This window comes from Oceanospirillum sp., assembly GCF_982874595.1.
The window spans coordinates 24,594-50,254 of record NZ_CEYNZH010000021.1; the positions used below are offsets into that span (position 1 = coordinate 24,594).

General features: G+C 48.1%; 27 protein-coding genes. 20 read left to right on the forward strand and 7 right to left on the reverse strand.

The genetic code is table 11. From position 1 onward, the window contains the following. The first annotated feature begins 368 nt into the window (after positions 1–368). Both AC4GL5_RS10645 and AC4GL5_RS10650 read left to right on the forward strand, forming a co-directional pair. Positions 369–2,411: a methyl-accepting chemotaxis protein gene (locus tag AC4GL5_RS10645; RefSeq protein WP_490382763.1), complete on the forward strand. Its 2,043-nt coding sequence runs from the start codon at positions 369–371 to the stop codon at positions 2,409–2,411. A 186-nt stretch (positions 2,412–2,597) separates the two neighbouring features. Beyond that, entirely contained in the window at positions 2,598–3,431 is an 834-nt protein-coding gene (locus tag AC4GL5_RS10650; protein ID WP_490382764.1) for a DUF2059 domain-containing protein, read from the forward strand. 64 nt (positions 3,432–3,495) lie between these two features. On the opposite strand, the gene AC4GL5_RS10655 is transcribed toward AC4GL5_RS10650, so the two are convergent. Then, a complete protein-coding gene (locus AC4GL5_RS10655) occupies positions 3,496–4,386 on the reverse strand; it encodes an EamA family transporter (protein WP_490382765.1) in 891 nt (296 codons plus the stop codon). Positions 4,387–4,546: 160 nt separating this feature from the next. On the opposite strand from AC4GL5_RS10655, the gene AC4GL5_RS10660 reads away from it, so the two are divergent. Continuing rightward, positions 4,547–6,019, forward strand: coding sequence for an aminotransferase-like domain-containing protein (locus AC4GL5_RS10660; protein ID WP_490382766.1), 1,473 nt, complete (start codon positions 4,547–4,549; stop codon positions 6,017–6,019). A gap of 48 nt (positions 6,020–6,067) precedes the next feature. Beyond that, positions 6,068–6,430: a RidA family protein gene (locus AC4GL5_RS10665; protein WP_490382767.1), complete on the forward strand. Its 363-nt coding sequence runs from the start codon at positions 6,068–6,070 to the stop codon at positions 6,428–6,430. Between the two features lie 114 nt (positions 6,431–6,544). Here AC4GL5_RS10665 and AC4GL5_RS10670 read toward each other — a convergent pair whose 3' ends face one another. The 3 genes from AC4GL5_RS10670 to AC4GL5_RS10680 form a co-directional block, all read right to left on the reverse strand. Beyond that, on the reverse strand, positions 6,545–7,825 hold the full coding sequence (locus AC4GL5_RS10670; protein WP_490382768.1) for a molybdopterin molybdotransferase MoeA: 1,281 nt from the start codon (positions 7,823–7,825) through the stop codon (positions 6,545–6,547). Between the two features lie 158 nt (positions 7,826–7,983). Further along, positions 7,984–8,532 (reverse strand): molybdenum cofactor biosynthesis protein B, encoded by a 549-nt coding sequence (gene moaB, locus AC4GL5_RS10675; protein WP_490382769.1) that lies wholly within the window; start codon positions 8,530–8,532, stop codon positions 7,984–7,986. Between the two features lie 206 nt (positions 8,533–8,738). Further along, positions 8,739–11,639 (reverse strand): DUF2339 domain-containing protein, encoded by a 2,901-nt coding sequence (locus tag AC4GL5_RS10680; RefSeq protein ID WP_490382770.1) that lies wholly within the window; start codon positions 11,637–11,639, stop codon positions 8,739–8,741. A gap of 284 nt (positions 11,640–11,923) precedes the next feature. Between AC4GL5_RS10680 and AC4GL5_RS10685 the strand changes: the two genes are divergently transcribed. Continuing rightward, positions 11,924–13,225: a diguanylate cyclase domain-containing protein gene (locus AC4GL5_RS10685; RefSeq protein WP_490382771.1), complete on the forward strand. Its 1,302-nt coding sequence runs from the start codon at positions 11,924–11,926 to the stop codon at positions 13,223–13,225. 127 nt (positions 13,226–13,352) lie between these two features. Here AC4GL5_RS10685 and AC4GL5_RS10690 read toward each other — a convergent pair whose 3' ends face one another. Beyond that, positions 13,353–14,678: a DEAD/DEAH box helicase gene (locus tag AC4GL5_RS10690; RefSeq protein WP_490382772.1), complete on the reverse strand. Its 1,326-nt coding sequence runs from the start codon at positions 14,676–14,678 to the stop codon at positions 13,353–13,355. A gap of 361 nt (positions 14,679–15,039) precedes the next feature. Between AC4GL5_RS10690 and AC4GL5_RS10695 the strand changes: the two genes are divergently transcribed. The 4 genes from AC4GL5_RS10695 (at position 15,040) to AC4GL5_RS10710 (ending at position 19,016) form a co-directional block, all read left to right on the forward strand. Continuing rightward, complete coding sequence (locus AC4GL5_RS10695; RefSeq protein ID WP_490382773.1) at positions 15,040–15,525, forward strand: hypothetical protein; 486 nt, start codon at positions 15,040–15,042, stop codon at positions 15,523–15,525. Next, on the forward strand, positions 15,518–16,330 hold the full coding sequence (locus AC4GL5_RS10700; RefSeq protein WP_490382774.1) for a hypothetical protein: 813 nt from the start codon (positions 15,518–15,520) through the stop codon (positions 16,328–16,330). The genes AC4GL5_RS10695 and AC4GL5_RS10700 overlap by 8 nt, the downstream gene beginning before the upstream one ends. Before the next feature lie 76 nt (positions 16,331–16,406). Continuing rightward, entirely contained in the window at positions 16,407–17,087 is a 681-nt protein-coding gene (locus tag AC4GL5_RS10705) for an SLATT domain-containing protein (protein WP_490382775.1), read from the forward strand. A gap of 546 nt (positions 17,088–17,633) precedes the next feature. Next, positions 17,634–19,016, forward strand: coding sequence for a B12-binding domain-containing radical SAM protein (locus AC4GL5_RS10710; RefSeq protein WP_490382776.1), 1,383 nt, complete (start codon positions 17,634–17,636; stop codon positions 19,014–19,016). 73 nt (positions 19,017–19,089) lie between these two features. Here AC4GL5_RS10710 and AC4GL5_RS10715 read toward each other — a convergent pair whose 3' ends face one another. Then, positions 19,090–19,335, reverse strand: a complete 246-nt coding sequence (locus AC4GL5_RS10715; RefSeq protein ID WP_490382789.1) for a type II toxin-antitoxin system RelE/ParE family toxin — start codon at positions 19,333–19,335, stop codon at positions 19,090–19,092. Positions 19,336–19,681: 346 nt separating this feature from the next. Between AC4GL5_RS10715 and AC4GL5_RS10720 the strand changes: the two genes are divergently transcribed. From AC4GL5_RS10720 to AC4GL5_RS10730, 3 genes are all read left to right on the forward strand, one after another. Next, positions 19,682–19,951 (forward strand): type II toxin-antitoxin system TacA family antitoxin, encoded by a 270-nt coding sequence (locus AC4GL5_RS10720; RefSeq protein ID WP_490382777.1) that lies wholly within the window; start codon positions 19,682–19,684, stop codon positions 19,949–19,951. Then, positions 19,948–20,481 carry a GNAT family N-acetyltransferase gene (locus AC4GL5_RS10725; RefSeq protein ID WP_490382778.1) on the forward strand — a complete coding sequence of 178 codons (534 nt, stop codon included), beginning with the start codon at positions 19,948–19,950 and terminating at the stop codon, positions 20,479–20,481. Before AC4GL5_RS10720 ends, AC4GL5_RS10725 begins: the two co-directional genes overlap by 4 nt. Positions 20,482–20,576: 95 nt before the next feature. Continuing rightward, positions 20,577–21,029, forward strand: coding sequence for a GIY-YIG nuclease family protein (locus tag AC4GL5_RS10730; protein ID WP_490382779.1), 453 nt, complete (start codon positions 20,577–20,579; stop codon positions 21,027–21,029). A 4-nt stretch (positions 21,030–21,033) separates the two neighbouring features. Here AC4GL5_RS10730 and AC4GL5_RS10735 read toward each other — a convergent pair whose 3' ends face one another. Next, positions 21,034–21,201 carry a hypothetical protein gene (locus AC4GL5_RS10735; protein WP_490382780.1) on the reverse strand — a complete coding sequence of 56 codons (168 nt, stop codon included), beginning with the start codon at positions 21,199–21,201 and terminating at the stop codon, positions 21,034–21,036. 270 nt (positions 21,202–21,471) lie between these two features. Between AC4GL5_RS10735 and AC4GL5_RS10740 the strand changes: the two genes are divergently transcribed. From AC4GL5_RS10740 to AC4GL5_RS10775, 8 genes are all read left to right on the forward strand, one after another. Further along, positions 21,472–21,873 carry a type II toxin-antitoxin system HicB family antitoxin gene (locus AC4GL5_RS10740; RefSeq protein WP_490382781.1) on the forward strand — a complete coding sequence of 134 codons (402 nt, stop codon included), beginning with the start codon at positions 21,472–21,474 and terminating at the stop codon, positions 21,871–21,873. A gap of 11 nt (positions 21,874–21,884) precedes the next feature. Next, positions 21,885–22,250, forward strand: coding sequence for a hypothetical protein (locus tag AC4GL5_RS10745; RefSeq protein WP_490382782.1), 366 nt, complete (start codon positions 21,885–21,887; stop codon positions 22,248–22,250). 230 nt (positions 22,251–22,480) lie between these two features. Further along, positions 22,481–22,624, forward strand: coding sequence for a type II toxin -antitoxin system TacA 1-like antitoxin (locus tag AC4GL5_RS10750; protein ID WP_490382790.1), 144 nt, complete (start codon positions 22,481–22,483; stop codon positions 22,622–22,624). 211 nt (positions 22,625–22,835) lie between these two features. Beyond that, positions 22,836–23,276 carry a hypothetical protein gene (locus AC4GL5_RS10755; RefSeq protein ID WP_490382783.1) on the forward strand — a complete coding sequence of 147 codons (441 nt, stop codon included), beginning with the start codon at positions 22,836–22,838 and terminating at the stop codon, positions 23,274–23,276. Positions 23,277–23,827: 551 nt separating this feature from the next. After that, entirely contained in the window at positions 23,828–24,133 is a 306-nt protein-coding gene (locus AC4GL5_RS10760) for a hypothetical protein (protein ID WP_490382784.1), read from the forward strand. 19 nt (positions 24,134–24,152) lie between these two features. After that, positions 24,153–24,419, forward strand: a complete 267-nt coding sequence (locus tag AC4GL5_RS10765) for a hypothetical protein (RefSeq protein ID WP_490382785.1) — start codon at positions 24,153–24,155, stop codon at positions 24,417–24,419. 76 nt (positions 24,420–24,495) lie between these two features. Then, the gene (locus AC4GL5_RS10770) at positions 24,496–24,825 is read left to right on the forward strand and encodes a hypothetical protein (RefSeq protein ID WP_490382786.1); all 330 of its coding nucleotides are present in this window, start codon (positions 24,496–24,498) and stop codon (positions 24,823–24,825) included. Continuing rightward, a complete protein-coding gene (locus tag AC4GL5_RS10775) occupies positions 24,825–25,562 on the forward strand; it encodes a hypothetical protein (protein ID WP_490382787.1) in 738 nt (245 codons plus the stop codon). The genes AC4GL5_RS10770 and AC4GL5_RS10775 overlap by 1 nt, the downstream gene beginning before the upstream one ends. The last annotated feature ends 99 nt before the right edge of the window (positions 25,563–25,661 follow it).

The following is a 25,661-nucleotide window of genomic DNA, read 5'->3' on the forward strand; positions in this document are numbered from 1 at the left end:
ATCTGAAAATCCCGCTGCGTTTTTAGCATCGGGATTTTCAGTGTGAGCCATAGGGGCGCGTGTCATATTTTTCTTATTTTAAAAATCCCAGCCTTTCTTTTTTAATAAGCTTATCTTTCTAATCTGTCTCCTTAATTTTTGCGGATTAACCTGTCTGTACCGCGTTTTAAACCGGTTTAATCTTTTTATAGAGTAAAAACGTCAAATGATAGTGGGTTTTATTTATGACGTTTGCATAAAATGCGTCACAAATATATGAATGAATTTATTTCAATTAGCAGTATTATCTTAAATAAGAGTGGGTAGAATTCCCCTTTGCTTAGGGGGATAGTTTTATCCGCAGGCAAGCCGGGTAGTGAGAGATAATTATGCTGAATAACCTATCAATGACTAAGAAACTGATGGCGGCTCTGGTGCCCGTTATTATTTTGGTTTTTATGATCATCACCCTGTTGCTTCGCAATGAAGTGACAGAAACCAGCACCCGTGAAGCGATCAAGTCAGCGCACCTTTTGGCGGAGACACAGGGTCAGAAGATTCTGGCTTCTATTAATCAGGAGTTGCAGCAGCTAAAAGGTCTGGCGACTGTTGCTAAAATGCGGACCGAAGTTGCTCCGGAAGCACGCCGGGATTATTTCAATAATCTTTTAAAGCAGTATCTGGCAGATCGCCCGAAAATTATTGGTAGTTGGACGCTTTGGGAACCCAACGCATTTGATGGTCTTGATGCCCGCTATCAGAATACAAACAGTCATGATGCAACCGGGCGTTATATTCCTTACTGGTACCGGGATGGTCAGGGCAATAGTGGCGTTGAAGCTCTGGTTGATTATATGACCCCCGGGGCAGGCGATTACTATCAGCTTGCAAAAGCCAGTAAGAAAGCGACTGTTCTCGACCCATATTTCTATGAGATTGCCGGTAAAGCTGAGTTGATTACTTCTATTGTGGTGCCTGTTATAGAGCAGGGGCGCTTTGTAGGGGTTGTTGGTGTTGATGTCCTTGTCGGTAATATTCAGGAAGCAGTCTCCCAACTTAAGCCCTATGAAACAGGCGTAGCGGCTTTGTTTACCCAGAACGGTTCAATTGTGGCGCATCCGGATGCTGAACGTCTGGGCAAAAATGCCGCCGACACTGAGCAGGATATTTCCGGTGATCAGCTACCTAAACTGCTGAACTCTATCCGTACCGGTGAAGAATTTCATGTGATTACCAAAACCCCTCTTTTTGACGGGGGAACCTTAATTCTGAATAACCGCATTGATCTGCCGGAAACCGGTTATCACTGGAATATGGCGATGGGGTTGCCGATGAGCAAGGTGACAGAAGAGGCCGATGCTCTGGTCACAACCCTGATTGTTATTTCTCTGATTGCACTGTTGGTTTTGGTTGCCGTGATCACTGTTATTTCAAAGAGCATCGCGAGTCCTCTACGCCACTTGTCCCGGGCGCTGGACGATATTGCTAATGGTGATGGCGATCTGACCCGGCGTTTACCGGTTAATGGCAAGGATGAAGTGGCTCAATTGAGTTTGGCTTTTAATACCTTCTCCGAGCGAATCCGGGTGCTGGTTGCAGATATTGCCAATCGTAGTCAGCTGATGGCGAGTGTTTCTACTCAGCTGGAGCAGCACAGTCAGGAATCCCGCAACGGTTCGGAATCCCAGAGCCGGGAGGTAGAGAGTGTGGCCTCTGCAATGAACGAGATGAATGCGACCGTTGCTGAGGTTGCCAGCAGTGCCCAGTTGGCTTCGGATTCAGCCCAGAAAGGCAATCAGGAGGTCTCTGATGGTCTGGCATTGGTCGATACGGTTGTCAGTAGTATTCAGCTGCAGGCAGAAGATATCCGTAGTGCAGCGGATGCCATAGCGGAGCTGGAAGAGGGGAGTCAGGAAATTGGGGCAGTAATCCACGTGATTCGTGAAATTGCAGATCAGACCAACCTCTTGGCACTTAATGCTGCGATTGAGGCGGCCCGTGCCGGTGAGCATGGTCGCGGATTTGCGGTGGTTGCTGATGAAGTGAGAACACTGGCGACCCGAACTCACAGCTCTACTCAGGAGATTGAAGATACTATCGCGAAATTGCAGCTGCAGACTGGTCGCGCTGTTGAGAAAATGAGCAAAGGTCAGGCCCGTTCTGCTGAAAGTGTCGAGAATGTCGAGAAAGCTCGTCAGGCTCTGATGCAGATTGCTGGTGAGATGAAGCAGATAACCGGCATGAATATGCAGATCGCTTCCGCAACTGAGGAGCAATCAGCAACCACTGAAGAGTTATTGAGAAATGTTCAGCTGATTAATGATATTGCTGAAGGTGCTCTCCAGGGGGCTCAGGAAACCGCCAGCAGCAGCCAGCAGATCAGGGAAGTTGCAGAGCACCTTAATCAGACGGTGCAGAGCTTTAAGTACTGATCTTTTTGTTAAGGTTGTAAGAAAGGGAGTAGCGGTTAACGCTACTCCCTTTTTTTGTTTTTGACGGTCTTGGTTTTAGTCAGGGGGTAGTCAACGGGATACAGGATCGGCAGAATGACGCATTAGTATACTGCCGCTTAGTGGCAACATTTACTCAGTGACCGCTGAAACTACAAGGACTTTATGATGCCGAACAGCCCATGTCGTAACACCCGAAACTCGATTCTGTCTTTGCTGCTGGTTCTCTTAGTAGCCTTTTCAATGCCTTCTTTAGCCGCTCCATCCGGTCAGTCTGTACGCTCTCTGTTAGAGCTTTCCGGAATCTCTAAACAGATTGCTGAATTTCCCGGTGCTATGAAGCAGGGGTTTGCTCAGGCAAGTCAGCAAGGTCAGATTCCAGCGGATCTGGCTTCGCAGCTTCAGCAGCAGATTGATGTTAGTTTGAACGATCAACGGATGCTGGCAGGGATTGAGAAATCGGTTCAGCAAAAGATGACCGAAGAGGAGGTTAACAAACTCCTGAGTTGGTACCGTTCAGAGACAGGGCGCTTGATTACGGCCGAAGAGGAAAAAGCCTCTGAACCAGCAGCACAACAAGAGATGATGTCTCAGGCGCGCCAGCTGATGCAGGATACGCCTCGGGTGAAAATGGCTCAGCGTATCAATCAGGCTGCTGGTGTGACCGATATTACGGTAGAGATGCAGAAACAGGTATCTGTGGCAATTTTTGCCAGCCTAAGCCGTGCTATGCAGCCTGAGCAGGAGCCTGATCTTGCAGGCTTTAAAAGCCAGCTTAATCAGGTTGAACCTCAGCTGCGCCAGCAGATGGACCAGATCGTAACGTTGGCATTGGTTTACACCTATCGCAATCTGCAACCCGAAACCATTCAGGCCTACGAGAACTTCCTGATTCAACCTGCTACGAAGAAGTTTAACCGCACTGTCATGATGAGTATCAGCGAGAGTATTGAGAAAGTTGTGCTGCAGTGGGCGGCGAATATGACCGTGGCAACGCGCTGATTTTCTATTAACAGAACCTCTGATGAAATGGCTCCTAGATAAAACTTAGGTGCCATTTTTTCCTCTAATTCTCCAATCTCACCAGCGGTTGGCGTTTAAACCAGCTTTGCTGCCACTGCCCGATCAGAAAACCCACCAGAATCAGTGCACATGCCAATAGCTTGGTGTTGTCGATCACTTCGCCGTGAAAGATCATGCTGCCAAGAAGGCCAAACACCGGGGTCAGCATCGTCAGCGGTGCTACCGTGGAAAGCGGGTATTGGGTAATCAGGCGATTCCACAGCCAATAGCCTAAAAGAGTGGTCGGGTAGGCCTGAAACAGAATTGAAAACCAGACGCTGCCATTCATCTGCTCTGGCAGGGCGATAAACACCTCCGGCCCGTAAGTGATCAGTGCCAGAGTCGCCAGCGGCAAAGGTGCAAACAGCATCCCCCAGACGCTGAAGGCAAACACCTGCTGAGTATTGGCCAGTTTTACGATCAGGCCGATCACCGCCCAGCTGAGTGCGCCGATCAGAATCAGCATCAGTCCCGCCAAAGGCACAGAGCCATCTTCAAGGCTCAGACTGACCACAGCGCCCAGCAGAATCAAACCTGCCCCAAGGGTCTGCCGGGGCGAGATCTTCTCTTTCAGCACCAGCCAGCCGATTAAGAGACTCGCAATCAGGCTCAGATCCATCAGTACCCCTGCCATACCGGCACTCACGCCCAGGGTAATCGCTGAGGTCATCATGCCCCAGACACCCACGCCAAAGGTAATGCCGTAACCCATCAGATAGCGCAGCTTCACCTGCGGACGTTTGATAAAGAAGATCACTGGCAGCACGGCAAAGGTGAAGCGCAGGGTGGTCAGCAGAATCGGGTTGATCTGATCCGCCCCCAGCTTAATCACGGAAAAGTTAAACCCCCATAAACACATAATGCTTAAACCCATTAGCAGGTCTTTCAGGCGCATTGTTTTGTCCTCCGATGAATAGAAATGTTCGCTCTTGAGGGACTAGTCTCGGGTTTTACTAAAAAAGATAACAGAAGCAATTTTTAAAAATAAAAAGTATACAGTTGCCTGCGGTAGCGCTAATCTGACATAACAGATCAGTATTGGGCGAGGGTCAAAAGTGCGCTATCAGGGGATTGCTGAACAGATTATTGATGATATCCAGGCAGATAAGCTCGCCCACGGCAGCCGTATGCCCTCGCTACGAAAGTTGGCGCAGCAGTTTAATGTCAGTATGACCACGGCGATCAACACCTATCATCATCTGGAAGAACTGGGTTGGATTATCGCCAAGCCCCAGTCCGGTTTTTATGTCTCCCGTCCTTTGCTGGCCAGCAAAACGCCTGAGCTGCCTCAGTTTCGCAGCCAACTGAAAAGCATCTCTTTTCAGGAATCCGGTATTAACTATCAACCCGGCATTTATGAACCGGGCCCGCTGGGGATCTCTCAGTTAGCACCGGATCTGATGCCGACTGAAGCCCTGCAGCGCAGTCTGAAACGTGGGCTCAAGCGTCTGTCGTCCCAGCTGCATGCTTATCCTGACCGACAGGGAGACCCGGCGCTGCGTCTAGCGCTGGAAGAACATTTTTCTGCCTATGGTTTTCCGTTGTCTGCCAAAGATCTGGTGATCACCAGTGGCTGTATCGATGCGGTGCGAATCGCGCTGGAAACCGTATCTGATCCCGGTGATGCCATCGCCATCAGCTCACCTTGTTTCAGCGGTCTGCTGGAACTGTTGGCAGGGCTGAATCGTAAGGTGGTGGAGATTCCTTCCACTCCGGACGGTATCGATCTGGATCAGTTTGAGGCGCTGCTTAAAGCGAAAACCGTCAAAGCAGGGCTGTTCAGTACCTCGCATATGAATCCCCAGGGTATCAGCATGACCGCGGATCAGAAGCAGCGGTTGGCGGAGCTGGCGAATCGCTATCAGACCCCGGTGATTGAAGACGATATCTATATCGAGCTGGGACAGAGCAAAACCCTGCCTTTACCGGCGAAATACTGGGACAAAGGCGGTTATCTGCTCTGGTGCGGTTCGGTATCGAAAACTCTGAGTGCCGGTTTTCGGGTTGGCTGGTGTCTGCCGGGACGCTTTTTTACCGCCTACGAGCGTCGTCATGGGATTAATCACTTTGGCGTCAGCACACCGGTACAGGCAGGGTTGGCGGACTTTATTAATACCGGCCAGTACCACAGCCACCTGAATCGTATCCGGACTCAGCTCCGACAGAATCTGAAAACGTATCGGCAATATTTGCTGGACCATCTGCCCGATGGCTGTGCGATCAGCCAGCCCACCGGTGGCATGGTGCTCTGGTTGCAGATTCCGGGGCTGAACAGTCAACAGCTCTGGCAAGAAGCGATAGCCGAAGAGCTGGATCTGCGTATCGGTCCGGCCTTTACCACGCTGGAGCTTTATCAGGACTATGTGCGCATCAATACCGGCTGGCCGCTGGATGAGAAAATTGAGGTTATACTGGCACGTTTTGTCGAACTGGTGAAAAAGCAGTTAGTTGATAAGCGTTTATTTGATAAGCAGATTGCGGGGCAGTCTGATGAACAGGTGCCGCTAACCGCATGCGGCAGGGCATGATATTCTTGGTAGTAGCTTTATAACCCCTTATTCCTGTTGAGGTTTTCTATGGATATTCATCGCATTAATCCCTGCAAGCGTTGGTCCGACGCGACGGTTTATAACGGTATTGCAAACTTTGTTGAAGTGCCGGAAGCAGACCTGACTGCAGATATCAAAGGTCAGGTGGCGCAGATTTTTGAGCAAGCAGAGGCCTCTTTGGCAACGGTTGATAGTGACAAAAGCCGGATTCTGTCGGTTACGATCTACATTACTGATTTTGCCAATCTGGCTGCGCTGAATGAAGTATGGGATGAATGGTTCCCGGAGAACTGTGCTCCAAGTCGTGCCTGTGTAAAAGCGGAGCTGGCTGATCCGGGTTATCTGGTGGAGATGGCGTTTACCGCAGCAGCTGGCGAGAAGTTTCTCTGATCGAAAGCGATTGTAAGCACTATATAGCTCTGCAAATAAAAAAACGGGATGGCCGAAAAGGCATCCCGTTTTTTTGTGCTGATCACTGTGTTGCCTGATTTCCGAAGCAGAGATCTACGGAGCCAGCATCAGATAATCCATCGGTAGATACTTCACCCAGTCGCCTTCGCGCACCTTCTGCCCCGGTTCAACAATCGCCAATGCATCTGCCCACTGGCATGAGGTTAGTACGCCGGAGTTTTGGGATGGCGCAAGTTCTACCCGCATCGGCTGGCTGGGCAGATCCCCCGGACGCAGGCGAACCCGGCGCACCCGCAGGTATTCGCGGCGTTCCCCTGCATCGATATTGAATTCCGCTTCTGCATAGCGGTAAACCGGAGCAGGCACTTCACCACGACCCTGCAGTATGCCTAAAGCAGGGCGCACGACCACAAGACAGGTCAGCAGTGAGGAAACCGGATTGCCCGGCAACCCGATAAAAGGATTTTTTCCCTTTGCTGTATCGATCTGACCAAACGCCAGCGGTTTACCGGGCTTCATCGCCATACGCCATAGGTTGAGCGTGCCCTGCTGCTCGATAGCAGGTTTGACGTGATCCTCTTCACCCACAGAAACACCGCCGCTGCTGATCACCAGATCCGCTTTGCAGGCCGCTTCCTGTAGGGCATTAACAGTCGCTTCACGATTATCAGGAATGATGCCGCAATCGATCACATCACAGCCGAGATTGGCCAGAAGTGACAGCAGCATATAGCGGTTGGAGTTAAAAATCTGACCGGCCTGAAGAGGAGAGCCCGGTTCAACCAGCTCGTCACCGGTACTGAGTAGAGCGACCTTTGGCTTTTTGTAGACCACAACTTCCGCCTGACCGACGGAGGCGACCAGGCCCAGCGCTACAGCATCCAGACGGCTGCCTGCGCTTAAAAGAGCGTGGCCCTTTTTAATATCCTGTCCTGCTCTGCGGACAAAATCCCCCTGATGGGGTGCGTCGATATGGGTGTGGAAACTGACCCTATCGCCATCAACTTTGACTTTTTCCTGCATCACGATGGTATCGGCACCCGGGGGTAAAGGTGCACCGGTGAATATGCGGGCACAGGTGCCCGGCTCGAGAGGCTTAGGTTGCTGGCCGGCAGGAATTCGCTGGCTGATGCGCAGCGGGCTTTTTTTCAGATCCTGAATATTCAGGGCGTAACCGTCCATGGCGCTGTTGTCCATGCCGGGTACGTTAACTTTGGAAACCACGGGTTCTGCCAGCACACAGCCCAGTGCCTGAGAAAGCGGCTTTACTTCTGTAGCAACCGGTTGGATCTCCGCGCAGATGCGGCTTATCGCTTCATCCACCGGCATCAGGCCGGGTTGATCGCAGGCGTCTTTTCTCGATTTAAGCAACATAACTTCCGATTTCCGTTGTCTTGGGCTGTGAGGTCATTTTAAAACTTTGAGGGCTAAGATAGCACAAACCGGTCTCTGCCTAATTGTTAACGACTCAATTGATAACGACTTAAGGGTAGAGACCATTTAAGCAGAGGCCGGTTTAATGCTGCACATAATTAAACGTGCTGAGCGTTGCCTTTGGTCAGCAGCGCCACGTAGTTGCAAGGACGGTGACGGCTGTCCAGCTGATCCTGAATCACCTTGTACCAACCGGTACGGCAGGCACCGGTAGAACCCGGCAGACAGAAGATCAGCGTGTTGTTAGCAAGGCCGCCCAAAGCACGGGACTGAATGGTAGAGGTTTTGATCTCTTCGTAAGACAGCATGCGGAAAACTTCACCAAAACCATCGATCACCTTATCCAGCAGAGGAGCAACTGCTTCCGGTGTGCTGTCGCGACCTGAGAAACCGGTACCGCCGGTGCTGATGATGCAGTGGATGTTCTCGTCGGCAATCCAGTTGGAGATGGTCGCACGCAGCTTGTACACATCATCCGGCACGATAGCGCGGTCGCCCAGTTTGTGGCCGGCGTCTTCCAGGCATTTGATCAGGGTATCGCCGCTTTTGTCGGTTTCCAGTGTTCGGGTATCCGAAACGGTAAGAACTGCAATATTCAGAGGAACTTCAACAGGTTCTGCGGGTTTGTTATCCATAATTTGTGACATGGGATTACCTTATTCGTCTGATGACTTAAGAGATAAATAGTCTGGTGCTGTTTGCTCAGATGTTTAAATAAAACTGATCAGATAAAAGCACAGCCTGTGCCATAGCGTCAGGGAAAAAAGCCGGAAATGCTCTGTTATCTTCCAAAAAGCCCCGTTCAGTAAACTGAACGGGGCTTTATATGGATTAAACCTGGATTCTGTTCCGGTTAAGAATCGGTATCATGAATCAGATTACGGTTGAGTCGTTGGTGTAGCCAGGCCAGAGCCAGTAGTACCAAGCCAAGCCCCATAAAGGAGGCTACGCGCCAGAGCCCGGTCAGATCCGACATATCGATCAGGAAGAGCTTCGCTACAACCACCAGTAGAAGCCCCATTCCCGCCTTATAGAGCGAGGTTTTCTGCAGCCAGCTGCCCAGCAGCAGAGCCGCGGACGCCATCAGCAACCAGACGACAGAATAGGTGTATAGCTCACCGTTTGAGGTTCCGTGACGCAGAACTATATCCCCGGCCTGACCAATATCCCCCGCCTGCCAGAGATGACGTATCTCCATAGAAACAAACAGCAGCAGATTGGCACCGGCAAACATAATAGCGTAACGGGCGAAACGGGTTGGCAGTAAACGCCAGAGCGCAATACCGATTAGCGTGGGTACACCGTAACTCAGCAGCAGCAGGTTAAATATTGGCGTTGCACCAAATGTAACCTCATAGCTCCACAGCGGATTGCCGTCCAGTAGGACGAAAACACCATAGTTGATCGCTGCAGCAGCCACATGAACCGTTGCCAGAACCTCATAAAAGCGCTTCAGGTGTTCACTGATTTGGGCCCGGTATAAGTAAACCGCTGCGGCACCGCCCCAGATCAGAGTATTGATACTGGCTTCAAGGAAGCTGTACTCGGAAACAAAAATATCACCATCGTAGAGCCAGTAACGCAACTCTGCGGCAATGGTCAGAATCAGCAGGTGAGCGGTTGCTCCCTGCAACCAGGCGCGCATCTTCAGATCGGATTGCATCAACCAAGCGGCAAGGGCTGCGAACAGGGTGGAGCCACCGTAGGTCCAGAGCGACCAGTGGTTGCCGTTGTCGTACGTCAGTAGCCAGGGGTTCAGTGTCAGGCGCAGTACAACCACCGTTAGCACGGCACGGATAACCAAGGGCATATAGGTCAGCTGATAGCGGCGTTGCAGCCATGACAGGCTCACCAGCTGGGCGGCCAGTGCGACGGTCAGAGTGGCATCCGCCAGCCAGATCACGGCCAAAAGTGCCAGGCTCATATGGGCGGAAGCCGTAATGACCACCTTGAAGGTATCGCTGTAGACGTTTTCAGACCTGCCAAGCGCCCAGCGCATCAGCATCAGATAAGCAATACTGACGGCCACTGCCACAGAACCCCAGGTCCACTCCTCGGTGAAGCTGTTCAGGGCGTAATACGCTGCGGTCAGTAGGGCTATCGGTGTCAGTGCGCCGAGCGCCGCCCAGTAAGCCGGCAACGGATAACGCTGACGGATCAGCCAGACAGCCGTGCCGCTAAAGAGCAGACTGATGAGAATAAAGCGAACGATAAGGCCGTATTGAATGTCATAGCCGACCTGTTCAAGCACGATCTGATCATAGACTTCGGTCAGCAGAGGAAGTAGTGCCGCAACCAGAGTCGACATCAATGCAAGCACAGGTAATAACGTAAAGAGTGGGCGGCGGGCCGCCACCAGAATCAGGAGTGCCGGAAGCAGCAACAGGCTGATCGGGCTGGCGTCATCAACTCCTTCAATCAGCAGACTCCAGGCTTGTGCCAGAGTGACTATTAATAGCAGGACTCCCTGGAACCAGCCCGTACTTTTTCTTAGATCATCGATCTGGTTTTTGCGCAGTTCTGCATCTTTCAGATTTTTCAGCCACTGCCACAGGCTTTTGATGGTGCCCTGATGGTCTTCCGGCCAGTCGATCTGTTTCAGTGTCCAGTCAAAGCGCGGCACTGCGAGGAAGAGATAGGCGATCGCCAGCAGGTAAAGCGAGCGTGCGCCTTCCATGGGGGAAGTGGCCAAAGACGCCAGCCACCAGAACAGACTACCGGCAATAACGCCGATCCAGAGCCAGCGGCGTTCCACATAGCTGATCAGCCAGAGGCTGAAGAAGGTCAGTATGGCGCTGTAAACCAGAGCCAGTTCGATCTCGCCGGAGCCTGTATTGACCAGAACCGGTACGATATACCCGCCCAGCATACCCAGCGCAGCCAGAATCGGCCCCTGTCGAAGTGCCAGTGCCATCGTCCCGAAGGAGACCAGCGCCATGGCTGCAAAGACAACCATGGGGGAGAAGTCCGGGAAGAGCTTAAAGGTGGCAAAAAGCGCCGAGTAAAGAATAATGCTGGCACCGCCTGCCAGCGAGGCAAAGACATTATTTTGACCTTTGGTGCGATGCAGGTGTTCCGCCAAGCCATGCAGACCAAGACCCGCCAGCAGAGAGAGAATAATGCGGGCTTCCGGCCCCAGAATGCCATGCTCGATGGAGTATCCCACCATAAAGACACCGGCAAGACCCACACAGATACCACCCAGCCAGATCATCCAGTTACTTTGAGCATTATCTTTCAGGCGGTCAAACCAGCCGTTTTTCGCCTCGTCAGAATGGGCGTTCGGTTTTGAATGTTCGCTGGCTTCGACCCAGTCATCGCTTGCGGATTGACTGTGTTGGGTGTTGGTGGCTATCGGTGGCTCATCCGTTATCTCTGATTCGGAGGTCGCTGCATGAGTCTCAGCTGATTCTGATGAAAACGGCTGAAGCAGATCGTCCCGCTCTGCATGTTGAGCCGCACTTGCCTGATCCGATGTGTCAGCGGACGAATGTTGGGTGACGGTTTGCAGCGGCAAGCTGTTGCTTAGTCTATCGAGTCGTTCTTTCAGCTCCTGCTGACTTAATTGTTGATCTTGTAGCAGGCCATCAAAATGTTTGAGTACTGAACGGTAGTCCTGCAGCTCTTTTTTCAGGCGATTAACCTCGTCCTGTTGGCTGTTGGTGCGAAGAAAAGCGGCCAACCCCAATCCTGACATAATCAGTACGCCAACAGGCACAACAAAGAGCAGTGCGATCAGTAAGTCTTCATCCATGAGTTGATCCTAAAGTGAAAAAGTCACGCTTTGCGCTTGATGTCGACTTAAATGAAGTAGAGTCATTAGTCAAAAAAAGCATGCTAGCAGAAAAATTTCCTGTAGTGACAAAAAACTAAGGCTGTAAGTGCACCTTTTTTCAAGTTTAAAAGATGTTTTTTATCAGTCAGATAGCGGTTTCTCCTCGCCATTTACCTCAAATACTCTTAATCTTCTCACTGGTTATTTTGTTGACAGGTTCTTAACCTGATTTTATCCGTATCATTATATGCAGTGAGAAGGTCATGTCCGGTCAAAACTCAGATAAGTACAGCCACCTGCCTGTTTTTGATAATCATCGGCAGATTGAAATTCTGGAGCACGTGCCGGATATCATCTGGATTTTTGATCTGGATGCTCATGGTTTCTGGTGGGGCAACAGTAAGGCACTGGAGTTCTGGGGGCTGGAAAAAGTCGAAGACCTGATTGCTAAAGACCTGTCAGCCGATACTGAAGGAGCCCGTAAGCGTACCGAACAAACTTTCTATAAAGCCGCCGCCGAAGGCATGACCACCGACCCCTGGACAACCTATCCTAACGGTAAGCCCCGTATGTTATTGATGCGTCATAAAGCGGTGCTTCTGGGGCCGGATCGCCATAAGGGCATAGTGGCTTATATCTCCGAAAACGTGAATCTGGGTGAGCAGCCCGAGCAGCTGCTCTTTGCAGAGGCTGTTCGTTATACCCCGGTTGCGGTCACCAGCTTTTCTATGGGAGGTGAGGCACTGTTTGAAAACCCCGCCGCGGCTAAACTCTATGGTTATCAGCCCAAACAGGAAAATCTCTCCACCTTTGTTGGCCGCTTTCTTAATCCTGAAGAGGGTCTGAAACGACTGGCAGAGGGGCAGGCGAAACAGGATGGCTGCCAAGAACACCAGATGATTACCCGTTATGGTGTGCGCCGCCATAATGTTGATATCCGTACCAGTCGTCATCCTATTACCGGGGATTATGTTCTGCTTGTCAGTGAATATGATGTGACTGAGCTGCATGATGCAATCAGCGCAGCAGAGGCTGCTCAGGAAGAACTGAAACAGCTGGCTCATTATGATGCGCTTACCGGGTTACCTGTGACCCGCCTTTGTAAAGATCGACTGGCGCAGGCTATGGTTGAAGCGGATCGTCATCGCCAGAAGGTTGGTCTGCTGTTTGTTGATCTGGATGGCTTTAAAGCGGTGAATGACAATTACGGACACTCCTGCGGTGATCAGGTGTTGATTGAGGTTGGTCGCCGTTTGCGGGCATTGGCGCGGGAGTCCGATACCGTCGGCCGGATTGGTGGTGATGAGTTTCTGATACTGCTTAACGATGTCAAACAGCCACAGGATGCTGAACACGTTGCGTCATGCGTTCTGGAAACACTGAAGCCGGAATTCCGCATAGAAACGGATGGGGGGGTTCAGGCTGAAGTTTACATTGGTGCAAGCATAGGGATTGCACTTTATCCTGAAGGTCGATGCTGCTCGGAAGATATGATTAAACGGGCTGACCAGGCGATGTATCGGGTGAAAAAATCCGGCAAAAACGGCTTCTGCTACGCCTCATAAGTGTTTTTAGTTACTTTGGAGTTTTTATCTCATCAGAAAACCTTCATTTCTCCAAAGATGATCGGCTCTCTGATTTTCTGCTTGTGAGGATTGTTTGACATAAAACGTCCTTGTTGCTTTCCTGCGTTTAACGGCGCTTGAGGTTTGCTGCGGCCCAGATACTGGCGGGCGCACTTTTATCTTTTGTTTCAGATCTCTGTTGAGCAGCCTGCTCGCGGGCGGCGGCTTCACGCAGTTTGTCTTTTTTGCTCTTACGCTTGCCTTTAACCGGTGGCTGGCCTTTGGTCGGGATCACGGCTTCCGGTGGTGGCGTTGCGGTGCGCTCAAAGCCCGGAATCTGCTCGCGGGTCACATCCAGATGGTTACGCTTGGCGATCAGCTTAAAGTGAGCGTCGCTTTCATGGTCGATAAAGCTGAACGCGGTACCCACTTCACCGGCACGGGCGGTACGGCCAATACGGTGAATGTAATCCGCCGGAGAGCGCGGCAGGTCATAATTGACCACAAAAGGCAGCAGAGGAATATCGATACCACGGGCGGCCAGGTCGGTGGCGATCAGCACCTGAATCTCGCCTTTTTTGAAAGCGGCCAGTGCCTGCTGGCGCTCTTTCTGAGCCTTATCACCATGCAGGGTTTCGGCGCTGAAACCGTATTTTTTCAGCTTACCGGTGACGTTATCCGCAGTGCGCTTGCTGGCAACAAACACCAGAAACTGAGCGCCGTTCATCTCACCCAGCAAGTGACGCAGCAGGGCGGTGCGCTGCTCTTTATCCACTTCGATGGGACGCTGAATCAGGGTATCCGGCAGCTTGTTTTCTCGCTCGATCTCGATATTGACCGGATTAAACAGCAGGCGATTGATCAGAGCGTCCACTTCTTCCGGGAAGGTGGCGGAGAAAAGCAGATTCTGACGCTGTACCGGTAGTTTGCTCAGCACCTGTTGCAGTTCATCGGCAAAGCCCAGATCCAGCATACGGTCGGCTTCATCCAGCACCAGATGCTGAACCTTATCCAGCGTGATGGCGTTTTTCTCCATCAGATCCAGCAGACGACCGGGGGTTGCCACCATCAGATCACAACCGCCTTTCATCGCCTGCATCTGGGTGTTAATAGACACACCGCCGTACACAGCCAGGGATTTGATCCGACGCGGGTAATAGGCGGTGTACGCCTTTACCGCTTCTTCTACCTGTACCGCCAGTTCACGGGTAGGCACCAGCACCAGCGTCGCTACCTGATTACTGCGCAGCCCCTCATGGTCCAGCAGCTTTTCCAGCAGCGGCAGAACAAACGCCGCCGTCTTACCGGAACCGGTTTCCGCCGCCGCCAGCAGATCACGACCTTCCAGCACCGCAGGAATCGCCTGCGCCTGAATAGCAGTTGGGGTGTCGTAACCCAGTTCATCTAACGCGCGTTGGAAAAAGCCCGACAGGCCAAGGGAGATAAAAGACATAGAGTGCAGAGTACCAGTGAGATAGCCGAGAGAAATAAAGGCGCGATTCTAGCAGGTTTTGGCACAGCGCGTGCGACTTTAGGTGCGGGTGGGTTTTGTCACAATCTGATTAAGGATAAGCTGATACGATAAGTGGAATTTTAGAGCCGGGTTTTGGCTTGAGACGTGGGTGCACGGGCTGGGAAGTGGTCTGATCTGAGATGGAGTTTGTTCCTTTCTTATTGAAGTCTTCCTGCTGGAGTTCTCGGTATATTGAAATCGGCGAAATGCACACGTCTGATATTAAGCTGTTAACCGCCAGATAAATACGCATACGCACTAACAAACTATTAGCCACCAAATCAACTTGGAGTTCTAGATCATGGCATTCCCAGAAAGAATTGAACGCTTTGAGGTAGCTGAAGATGGATCTACTTTTCAGAAGCTAATCGAACAAGCTGCACCGTCCTTAGCAAGCGAAATTCAAGGGAAAAGTGTATTGCTGTTACCGTCTCATGGTTCTGATGATGCGTTTTATGCTGGAAGCCTTGATACTCTTGACTACTTGAATGAAAACGGCTTAGACGCTGATCTCTATTCCACGGATGAAGAATATAAGGAACTAAGCCTTCATGGTGATGACCTCTGGCTTGGAACCTTCATATTGCAAAGTATAGTAATTCCAGTGTTTTGCGGTGTGATTTCGTCCTATATATACGATAAATTAAAGGCCAAACCCGACGACAAGATATCCCTTAAGTTCATAATCGAGAAGAAGGATAAATCGTCTTCAACTGTGAGTTACGACGGTAAAGTTGAGGATGTTGAAAAGGCCTTAAATGCAGTGAAGAAATTTGCAGATGACTGACAATCGCCCTACGATCAATCTGAACAATCACACTGAGGTTGAATCAACCCTAGCGGCACTTGCTGCTGCAAAAACAATCGCCGCTGAGAAGGGTGATGAACGTCAGGCCAATCAGTTTTGGCGAGACATTCAAGCGCTCAAGATTGTTTCAACATACGTCACTGCTATCAATAACATTAAGCAACAGAAATACCGTGATGCTTGGTGTGAGCTTGAGCAGTGCGAAATTACTTGTAACTTTCTCAGCGAGAACTCTAGCAAAGAATTCTATAAGAATTCAGGGGCAGATTTTGTAGAAAAGTACGTCAGAAAATGGCAGTCACTTTACCCATACTGTGTGTTCGCAAGCCCGGCGATGGTCGTCGGCTATTACACATGCAGCATATGCAATCACAAGATTCGTCCTCGCTCCAGATGCCCGCATATTAAGGGGCGCATATACAATGGAGAGCTATGCACGCACCAAGCACATGATCTGGAAATCCGAGAAATTTCGATTGTCACGAATCCTGTACAGAAATACTCCGTAGTTCACAATGATGAAACTCTGGATTTTTCTCTTTTAGAGTACCTTTGTTCTCATATCTGCAGCCCATTCGATGAATGGGAAGCCCATTGGACAACAAAAATGTTTCCGAAGAATCGTTTTCATTCTGTCTCGGAAGATCATAAGTGCCCCTGTCAGAGTGGCAATAACTTTGGGCAATGCTGTTCAGATAAGGTTGAAATTGAGATGCCGCACGTTGATTTTGTGTTCAAAAACGGCCTAAACGGGAACGCCAAAGTGGAAAGATTCCCGTACTAAGACCCGCAAGAGGGACAGTCAAACCGCTGCGCGCTTTGTCTGCCCCTACTGACGGCGTTAGATTTTTGAGATCCGCATGGATAAAGAGCAAAAAAACAAATTTGATGAGCTTTACCGGCTTGTAGATATCACCGCAAAGGCCCGATATAGGGCGAGCACACGACTTAGTACGCATGGTTTGTGGTCTCAATGTACTCTTTCGCTCTTGGCAATCGGGTTAATTATTGTCTCGGTTGTGTCGCTATCCGGTATCCAAACAAATTTTTCGGAAACGTATTCGGATGTAATGCAGATAGTCTTTTCGGTAATTATCCTTACGTATTCACTTTTGTTGGGTATGGGGAATTTCTCGGCCCGAGCAGAGCGATTGTTGCGATGCGGAATGGAGTTGAGTCGGATAGTCCGTAGGGTTAAGCCATTCAAAGGGAAGAATGATGAGAAGCACGACAATGTATATGCAGAACTGACAAAAGGGTACTACGACTGCTTAGAAAAATATGAAAACCACAAAGATGTGGATTTCTTGTCCTCTCGGCTGGAAATTGAGCGGAGGAAGGGCTACCCGGAAAAGGGAGGAGAAGGTTGGCCAGAATTTCTACTTAAGTACTTCTACGCACTTAAGTCGAGATTCACTCTTTGGGCGAGCGTTCGCGTCCGCCTGGCTATGGCATTCTCGCATTATATTGTAACGCTGATTCTTGTTTACGGTTGGCTGTTGTTGTACATAACAAAAAATCTAACAACAGGGTCAAATTGAAGCATTCCGCGTTTCTTCATGCGCAACTTACCCAAAACGTTATGTCCAATCGCGGAGATTACATGGAAATAATTGAAGCAAAACAAACGGATTTAGACGCGTTCTTCGATTATTTGAAGCTGCAGCTTTTAGATAATGCCTCCGATGATTCCTCATTGTTTCAACATTGTCAGGTTTATGAGTAACTCCGGTCTAAGTTTCAGTATGGTTTTAGATTTGAGGTCGGCCAGCCGGGTTAGCGTAAGTTGTGGTTATCAAAAGACCATAATGGAATGATTTGTGGTCATATTGATCCTGGAAATACAGGGCATCCATATTCATTTATGATGTAACCACAAGGCGCGTGGGTACAAGCCTAAGGGAGTTAAAGGCATAGATTGCAGAGCGTCCATGAAATAAAAGGGACAACCCTAACAAGTTCTACTGCTGCGCGTGCAACGTTATCTGGGGTTGAGTTTTGTCAGGTGATGATAATTGAGTAGGAAGTTGTTTCAATCTGGTGATAACTTAAATTTTACTATTATATAAATGCTATAGGGATTGTTTGTGGCTGCTAGTTCTTTTGTTTGTTTTGTTTCGGCTGGTATGGATAAGCCAAAAAAAAGAGATAATGTTTTATCGCGTCGTCAGCAGTACTTGAATTATGGGGCTTTGACACTTGCGACTATTTTAGACTCCAAAGGGTATGATGTTAGGCTTTACCATGGAGGTCACTCAGACCCTGAGCTGTTTGCAAAGAAGCTATACCAAGAAGGGGCGCTTAATAGCATCTATCCATTAATGTTATCAATGCAAAGTCTGTATGCTTTGTCATGGACTAGTACTTTCACTAAAACCATAAAAAGTCTATCTCCTAGTAAGATGATCGTATTAGGTGGGAGATGGGTTGTAGGAGAAAATTCAAGCTGGCTGAGAAAGATGCTTCCAATGGTTGATAAAATTGTTGGTGGTCTTGCGGAAAATAAGATTGTTCAGCTTGTTGAGGGGGATGATATATCCTCGAATCTAGCTGAACAGTTTTCAGCTGTTTCATTTGGTTTGAATCATGAGCTGGTTGATAACTATAAAGAATTTCAGCCTAATGTTGAGGCTTCAAGAGGATGCGGGAGGGGGTGCTCCTTTTGTGAGGAGCGGAATATTCCTTTGACACGCCTTAAAGAACCGTTATTACTTGCATCACAACTACAAGATTTGGCTGTGCAATATAATGACTATTCGATAACCCCTTATGTCCAATCCTCTTTTTTTGCTCCGAATACGCGTTGGTCTGAAAAGCTTTTTGAAGCTGTTAGTAGATACGAAAAAAAGATCTTCTGGCGTTGTGAGACTCGTGTTGACACTATTAATCCTAGTTCTATTTCTGCGCTAGCTGGTGCAGGCCTCAGGGTTATTGATTTGGGTTTGGAAAGTGCATCCCCAAGCCAAATAATTAGTATGGGCAAGTCCGATAAACCTGATGATTATCTACGCCGAGCTTCTGATTTGATTAAAGCATGCAGGGATAGTGGTGTCTGGGTTAAAGTTAATTTCTTAATTTATGCTGGAGAGACTGAAAAGACCTATCAAGAAACAATCAATTGGCTTGATGAGCACTCTGACTGTATTAAAGGGATTTCAGTTGGGCCAGTTGTGGTATTTGGTTCTCCATCGGCATCAAGAGATTATGTCTCTTCCATAGTTCGTGCTGGTGGTATACTGGTTGATCCAGTAGCTCTTAACAGTACAGGTGTAGGACATATACATCCAAGTGCCGGTATCAGCTCAAAGGAAGCTGAAGAATTAAGCTTAAATGCTAGTCGAAGATATATGACTAAGGATGATTACTTTGATTTGAAGTCTTTTTCGTATTACCCAAGAAGCTATACGTATGAAGATTTTTCTCGAGATGTAGAAGTTAATGGTATTAATAATCTTCCATTTGCATTTTAAATGGGGCACCTATAATTTATCCGTGATGTAACCACGCGGAGCGTGGGTACAAGTGCCCCTCTGATTGTGACGATTATTTCAAATGCTTCTGGGGCAGCTGTGATTGCCCCAGAACGGCGACAATCAGAATAAAGCCCTCTTCTTTGGTGAAGTAGGCGGTGTGCTTGCCAACGGGGAAGTAAAACCCTCCGGCATAAATCTCTTCGCAATTTTTGCCAACTGCCGGATTCTCGGCCAGCAGCTGAAAACTGTTCAGTAACGTATCCCTATAGCTATGCCACTGTGCCTCTGAAAACTGGCTTACGGTATAGCTTTTGATTTTTCTCGAAAATACGGGACACCCATAATTTTCTGAAGCTGAATTAAAGCTGCTTGTATTGCTTGCAGGTAAGGTCGAGGGCTTGTGACCAGTCTTGTCGGTCGTATAAGCAGCGTGAGCGCGTCATACGACGTGCGATCTGCTGAGCATTGTCGGATGGCGCGCCAATCGCGTGCGGTGCGGTTTCCGGCGCTTATGCCGACCTACATTTTGTCCCGTCGTTGAAATTCGGACACCCATCATTTACTTCATACAAATCCAATCAATTTATCCGTACGTTGCCGCTGTCTCCAGCCTGCTCTATACTTGCGTAAAAGTACGGAAACCTTCCGTACGAGGAGGCAGTATGGCAACAACACGTTTAGATATCCGTCTGGATGAAGAGATCAAAGCAAAAGCAGAAAAAGCCTCGGCACTTCTGGGGCTGAAAAGCCTGACCGAGTATGTGGTGCGTCTGATGGATGAAGATGCCACCCAGGTCATCGAGCAGCACGAAAGTATCACGGTTACAGACAGTGTGTTTGATGAGTTTATGGCCGCTTGCGAACAGGCTGATGCGCCGAATCAGGCGCTGCGGGATGCCGCTGAATTTGCTGAAGCGAGTGGTATCCGGTGAGCTGGTCTGACACGTTTGTCGAGCTGAATAAGACCGGGCATGATCGGGAATCCTTTGATTGCGGCGAGCCTGAGCTGAATACGTTTATCAGAACTCAGGCCGCCAAACATATGCAGGCCGGTATCAGTAGGACAATGGTGCTGCCAAGCGCTGAACCGCTGTTAAACCAGAAGTACGCTATTTGTGCTTTTTACAGCGTAGCGCCCAGTTCAATCAGTCGGGAAACCCTACCGGAAAAACTGGCAAAGAAACTTCCTAAATATCCTGTTCCTGTTTTCCTGCTGGCGCAGTTGGTTGTTCATAAGGAATTTCATGGTTCCGGTCTCGGTAAAATCAGCCTGATACGTGCCTTGAAATATCTTTGGCAGGTGAATCAGCATATGCGGGCTTATGCCATTGTGGTGGATTGTTTAACCGATTCCGCACAGGTCTTTTATGCAAAATACGGCTTTCAGGTTTTATGTGAACACAATGGCCGCATCCGTATGTTCTTGCCGATGAAAACAGTCGGGGAGTTGTTCGGGAGTTGAGTGTTCCAGACTCAATTTTCCGATTGAGATATCAGGATATCCGTAACCTTTGCAATGCATGGGTACAAACCCGTTGCAAAATATATGAGATTCCAATGAGTTATATCGACCGTTTGATCGCAAGCTGCGAGTCTGCGAAAGTAGCAAAACCGACCAGGGAGTTTATCTTTTCTGATCTGTCAGATCTTGAGGGTATCCAACAAGCCATTTACTTCATTGAACTGGTGGATGGTGATGCAGAGCAAACCTTTAATGCGTTTCGTGACTTTAAAAATACCAAACAACGTAAGTGTGCCAAATTAAATTCGCCTTCCGCTGTATTGTATGTAGGTTCATCAACTACCGGTGTCAAAAAACGTATTCAGCAACACTTGGGGAGTGGGCATAAAGAAACTTACGCCCTGCATCTGAGTCACTGGTTTGATGGAAATTATAAAATTACCGTCCGCGAGTATGATGTTCCCAATGACGTGCTGCAGATTATAGAAGATGACCTGTCTGACCAACTGAAGCCTGCATTTGGAAAACAAGGCGGTAATAATAAATAGTGCATTACAGAGCTTTGAGATAGCTTTCACCATCGGCAACATCATTTTGCTTCAGGTCATTTTGTGCGCTTTCAAAGCAGTGTTTCAGGTACTTGGCCTTTATCGCTTCCAGCTCTTCGCAGTCTCTGATTGCCATCACAACTGCCGTATCGTTTTTAGTTAATGTCTGCATGGTCTGATCTCCGGTTCGCAACAATGATTGGAGCATAGTGGAGCGTACAAAGTAATTAAATTGATTAAATCGTGCGATTTGCTGAGCATTGTCGGATGGCGCGCCAATCGCGTGCCGTGCCGTTGTTGAGAAAATACGGGATACCCATAATTGATCCGTGATGTAAAAGTCATTCGCAGCGTAACTGTCAGGATGAATTTTTAGCCTGCAGTTGAGCTGAATCGTCAGGGTATCTGATATACCGTCAGGCGGGCTGGGAGTGGAGATAATATGAGATACCCCATCGCTATTCATAAAGACAGCGACTCAGATTTTGGCGTGACCGTGCCGGATGTGGAGGGTTGCTTCTCTGCCGGAGAATCCCTTGAAGAAGCCATCGATATGGCGCGGGAAGTGATTGAATGCCATCTGGAAGGGATGCTGATGGATGGTGAAGCGATTCCTGTGCCGACCTCTATGGAGGCGCACCAGCAAAACCAAGATTGCGCGAATGGCATCTGGGCGCTGGTGGATATTGATCTCTCTAAGTTGTCGGTGAAATCCAAGCGGGTGAATATCACCATTCCGGAGCGCTTGCTGAATGCTGTCGACCAGTATGCCAAGAAGCACGGTGAAACACGTTCCGGCTTGTTGGCGCATGCTGTGACTGAATATATGTCCGCACATCAGTAGTGCATCAGTTTATGGATATCCAAAAAACACTTTTGGCCTTTGAAGCAGAGCTGTTACAAGCCGAAAGATATACTCCGCTTGAAGGATGGCATCTAGAGTTACCCAACAAAGCCGCGGTTTACGCCATCTGGGAAGATAATGTGCCCGTTTATGTGGGTGAAACTTCTGGTCTTAGAAATAGAATGTCAGATCTGTCCCGTCCGGTTAATCATACTTTTGCCCGAAAAGTAGCGTCTCAGTTAGAGGCAAAAGATATCAAGCAGCTGCGTGAACATCTTAGGTCTACTTATCAGGTCTCTTTCATTTTGGTCGAGTTTGGTCGGAAAGAAGTCGAAGAATTTCTTATTCTTCGTTGGAAAAAGAGCCTCGTTAATTAGCCACCTAAGCGGCTAATTAATGGCAATCAGTACGTTTGGATTGATGACTTTCCTGCAGTTCATTTCACTAACTCTTAATCCCATAAGAGCTTTTGCCTGACTTTTCTCAAGAACTGTCACAAAACCCGCTAACCCCTATGGTTTTCAAAGTCTAGGTAGATGCGGGAAAACCATCATTGACTTCATACAAGTCCACTTAATCTATCCGTACGGCAACAACCCGTTTAGACATCCGTCTGGATGAAGAGATTAAAGCAAAAGCAGAAAAAGCCTCGGCACTTCTGGGGCTGAAAAGTCTGACCGAGTATATGGTGCGACTGATGGATGAGGATGCCACTCAGGTCATCGAGCAGCACGAAAGCATCACGGTTTAAGACAGTGTGTTTGATGAGTTTATAGTCGCTTGTGAACCGGCTGAAGTGCCGGATCAACCGCTGCGTGATGGCAAGGTTGTGTTTGATATCTACAAATGTAAGCCCTAAACACGGCATCGCTGAAAAGGCTGTCTGATACAGCCTTTTTTATTTCTGTATCGGGTGTTACTCACCGGATATTCGTATTTTAAACGTATCGAAGGATTGAAAAATGGCATCGGGATATGACGTGTACTCAAGTGCAGAATTTCAGGAAGCAATAGAAAAGTGTCAAATATTTTGGCTTAAAGGCCCCAGAGGCGGTCACTACAACGACGGCTTTGAGCTATTGGGCAGGATAAAATGCGGTAATCCGGAAACGCTTTTTTCATATCTTGATGCGTTAGGGGTCAAAGTGACACTGCATAAGGAAGAGCCGGACTGCTGGTGTCCGCCACCGGTATCGATGGGTGGCAGCAATTATTGGGTTGAATATGAAAATCGGTTTGAAATACGGGGCATAAATGCAGTCATATTGATAGCGACGACAACCCTTGAGCTGGAGTTTAATCTGAATTCAACCAGCTGGTACGATGTCACTGTAGAGGATGTAAAACGTGCCATTAAATTCGAAAAGATCTTAGCAGAAAAGAATATCGTTGATGTTTGCTAGCTTAAGGGTTGCCTTGGCATAGTGCTGAGCTAAGGTAGAGCGTTCCCGTGGCTTAACCGTTCAGGTTTAACTCAGCCATGCAAGTGCAAGGCTTTTTAATCATTGAGTTTTATTTTTGTCCTGTTGACGTTGCTAAAAAAACTTCCATCTAAAAGACCCTAACCTCCATTGCTGCGTTTCTCCTGCATCCGAATAGTTTGTTTGCTGGCGGGAAGTATCTGATTAAGCTGCCATTTAAGCCGATTATTCCAGCTATTAGCGCTTACCACGAATGGCACTTATATTCAGAAATCACTATGCATGTGACATCTATGATTTAGTGGTTAAATATACAGTATTTTTTGGTTTTTACAGAAAAAGGTGCTCGGTTTGCCCGACTTAATTCTCGGTTTACCAGTATAGTGAAATTGGATAAGCTGCAAAATCAATGAATTATGGAAATCGTGCCCGCCCTTTATTTTTTAAGAGCACAGGCGAACGGCTGCTCTTGAATTAAAAAGGGTGATAACGCGCATGCCTGATATGAAAATGTTATGCATCAAAGGAATATCGTGACTCAAACCAAAAAACTACATGAAGTTAAAACTGTTTCCGAATTTGAAAGCGGGTATTGGTATGCCTTGGAGCTGAAGCAATTCGCCAGATATATTGGTGTACCTAACAGCAGTAAATTACGAAAAGATCAACTAGAAAAAATAATAAAAAACTATATTCAGTCCGGTAGTGTAGCTGTAAACACCAAAGAACCAGTTACAAAAAAAGGAAAAAGCGACAAGCTAGACCTAAATGTATTCATTCAACACTATGTCAGTAACAAGAAAACGAAATCATTTATCATGGCTGAAGCTTTGTTCTGATCTACCAAAAAAATCTGGTGTGTGGTACTGGACAAATCGGTGGCGTGAGGAACAGCTTGAAAAGAAACGAAAAATCACCTACCTAGATTTAGTGCAGCACTTTGTACAACTAAGTACACAAGAAGGTCGGCTTCCACAAATTCCATCAGCACGTTTCAATAATTTTATCACCGACTTTCTTGCCGCTAACGAAGGCAGCCGAGATGAAGCAAAAGCCGAGTGGGAAAAGCTAAAATCCTTAGGTATTCCGAAAACTTATATTGCGTGGAAAAACTATAATGCATAACAATCACATCAAATTTGCTCCCTATCGGTCGCCGAGGTGGGGTCAGGTGAAAGAATAACGAGTAGAAGGAAACAATATGCCAAATTTTGACCAAGACTTTGAAACCACTCGTCTTGCTATGATTGCCAAGCAATACCCTGAGATTATGAAAGCATCCGGTGAAGTGATTTTCTGTGCGGAAGATAATGAAGATCGCTTGAGCATCACTCGTTGGAAGATTGAAGACGACCTTTTCGAGAAGGCCACTGAATCAGGGTTCAAAGTACACCTGATTGAATTGCTTGATAATTTTATCGAGTATCGGGGGCAGTTTAATGAGCTACCGAAAAAGGAGGGTGTCGTACGTTTTGGTGATGGTTGCCTGAATATTGAATGGCTTCCAGATGGCTCTACGGAGCTTTCTTAGTGGATGCATTAATTAATGATTACGCAAGGATCTTGACAAGTCTTAATATTAACTCATTCAACCTTGAAGAGGACAAATACTCTGGTGTTTTTTTACCGGTTCCATTTGATGAGTACTGGAGTTCAGATCTAAAAATTATGCTGGTTGGTCGGGAGACTGCCGGATGGAATACTGATAACAACAAGAATAAGATTAATCGTGTCGCTGATTTTGTCGAAAAAGATAAAGTTTGCGAGCTTGTGTGTGAAGCAACTGAGCGTTATAAAAAACATCTTCCGGTGAGCAAGAGTGGAAAAGTTATTACAAAAACGCGAAGTCGCTTTAAGCAATACTTTTTCCGGCTGGCGAAGGAGCTTGAAGTTGATCCTAAATCCATTATCTATGCAAACTTGTTTGCGTGGGACTACAACAAGAAAAGCCCTAGAACACGCCCGAAAAATGAACGCGAAGAAATAACGTCAATATCAAAAGAGTTGCTTGCAATACAGATCACACACTTTAAGCCAGATGTTGTAATTTTTGCGGCTGGCTTAGTGGGTATTGATCCAGTAATCAAACAATTATTCAATGAGAATTTTGATGGTTATCGAAATAAAGAAGTGATTTCTAGAAAATTCTGGGAGTTTGAGGCAGCCGATGCCATGTGCTTTAGAATTGCTCACCCGAGAGCAACGCATGGGCATGGTGAGTTTCGTGAGAAGGTAATTCATAGGATTAAAGCTTGTGCAGCAGGCTAATAATTCGCATAACAAAGCATTGCAGCGGACAAGCCGTTGAATGCGGCGTTCAGGCTGTAGAAAAACCACCCGTACTATGCTCTGATCGGGTTTTGAAGC

Bases quoted from the DNA above. Each gene is read 5' to 3' on its own strand.
- AC4GL5_RS10670 (WP_490382768.1), bottom strand. From the start codon at position 7,825: ATGTTGCTTAAATCGAGAAAAGACGCCTGCGATCAACCCGGCCTGATG.
- AC4GL5_RS10695 (WP_490382773.1), top strand. From the start codon at position 15,040: ATGGCATTCCCAGAAAGAATTGAACGCTTTGAGGTAGCTGAAGATGGA.
- AC4GL5_RS10735 (WP_490382780.1), bottom strand. From the start codon at position 21,201: ATGCAGACATTAACTAAAAACGATACGGCAGTTGTGATGGCAATCAGA.
- moaB (WP_490382769.1), bottom strand. From the start codon at position 8,532: ATGTCACAAATTATGGATAACAAACCCGCAGAACCTGTTGAAGTTCCT.
- AC4GL5_RS10700 (WP_490382774.1), top strand. From the start codon at position 15,518: ATGACTGACAATCGCCCTACGATCAATCTGAACAATCACACTGAGGTT.
- AC4GL5_RS10770 (WP_490382786.1), top strand. From the start codon at position 24,496: ATGCCAAATTTTGACCAAGACTTTGAAACCACTCGTCTTGCTATGATT.
- AC4GL5_RS10720 (WP_490382777.1), top strand. From the start codon at position 19,682: ATGGCAACAACACGTTTAGATATCCGTCTGGATGAAGAGATCAAAGCA.
- AC4GL5_RS10685 (WP_490382771.1), top strand. From the start codon at position 11,924: ATGTCCGGTCAAAACTCAGATAAGTACAGCCACCTGCCTGTTTTTGAT.
- AC4GL5_RS10645 (WP_490382763.1), top strand. From the start codon at position 369: ATGCTGAATAACCTATCAATGACTAAGAAACTGATGGCGGCTCTGGTG.
- AC4GL5_RS10665 (WP_490382767.1), top strand. From the start codon at position 6,068: ATGGATATTCATCGCATTAATCCCTGCAAGCGTTGGTCCGACGCGACG.
- AC4GL5_RS10650 (WP_490382764.1), top strand. From the start codon at position 2,598: ATGCCGAACAGCCCATGTCGTAACACCCGAAACTCGATTCTGTCTTTG.
- AC4GL5_RS10740 (WP_490382781.1), top strand. From the start codon at position 21,472: ATGAGATACCCCATCGCTATTCATAAAGACAGCGACTCAGATTTTGGC.
- AC4GL5_RS10745 (WP_490382782.1), top strand. From the start codon at position 21,885: ATGGATATCCAAAAAACACTTTTGGCCTTTGAAGCAGAGCTGTTACAA.
- AC4GL5_RS10730 (WP_490382779.1), top strand. From the start codon at position 20,577: ATGAGTTATATCGACCGTTTGATCGCAAGCTGCGAGTCTGCGAAAGTA.
- AC4GL5_RS10680 (WP_490382770.1), bottom strand. From the start codon at position 11,639: ATGGATGAAGACTTACTGATCGCACTGCTCTTTGTTGTGCCTGTTGGC.
- AC4GL5_RS10705 (WP_490382775.1), top strand. From the start codon at position 16,407: ATGGATAAAGAGCAAAAAAACAAATTTGATGAGCTTTACCGGCTTGTA.
- AC4GL5_RS10755 (WP_490382783.1), top strand. From the start codon at position 22,836: ATGGCATCGGGATATGACGTGTACTCAAGTGCAGAATTTCAGGAAGCA.
- AC4GL5_RS10690 (WP_490382772.1), bottom strand. From the start codon at position 14,678: ATGTCTTTTATCTCCCTTGGCCTGTCGGGCTTTTTCCAACGCGCGTTA.
- AC4GL5_RS10655 (WP_490382765.1), bottom strand. From the start codon at position 4,386: ATGCGCCTGAAAGACCTGCTAATGGGTTTAAGCATTATGTGTTTATGG.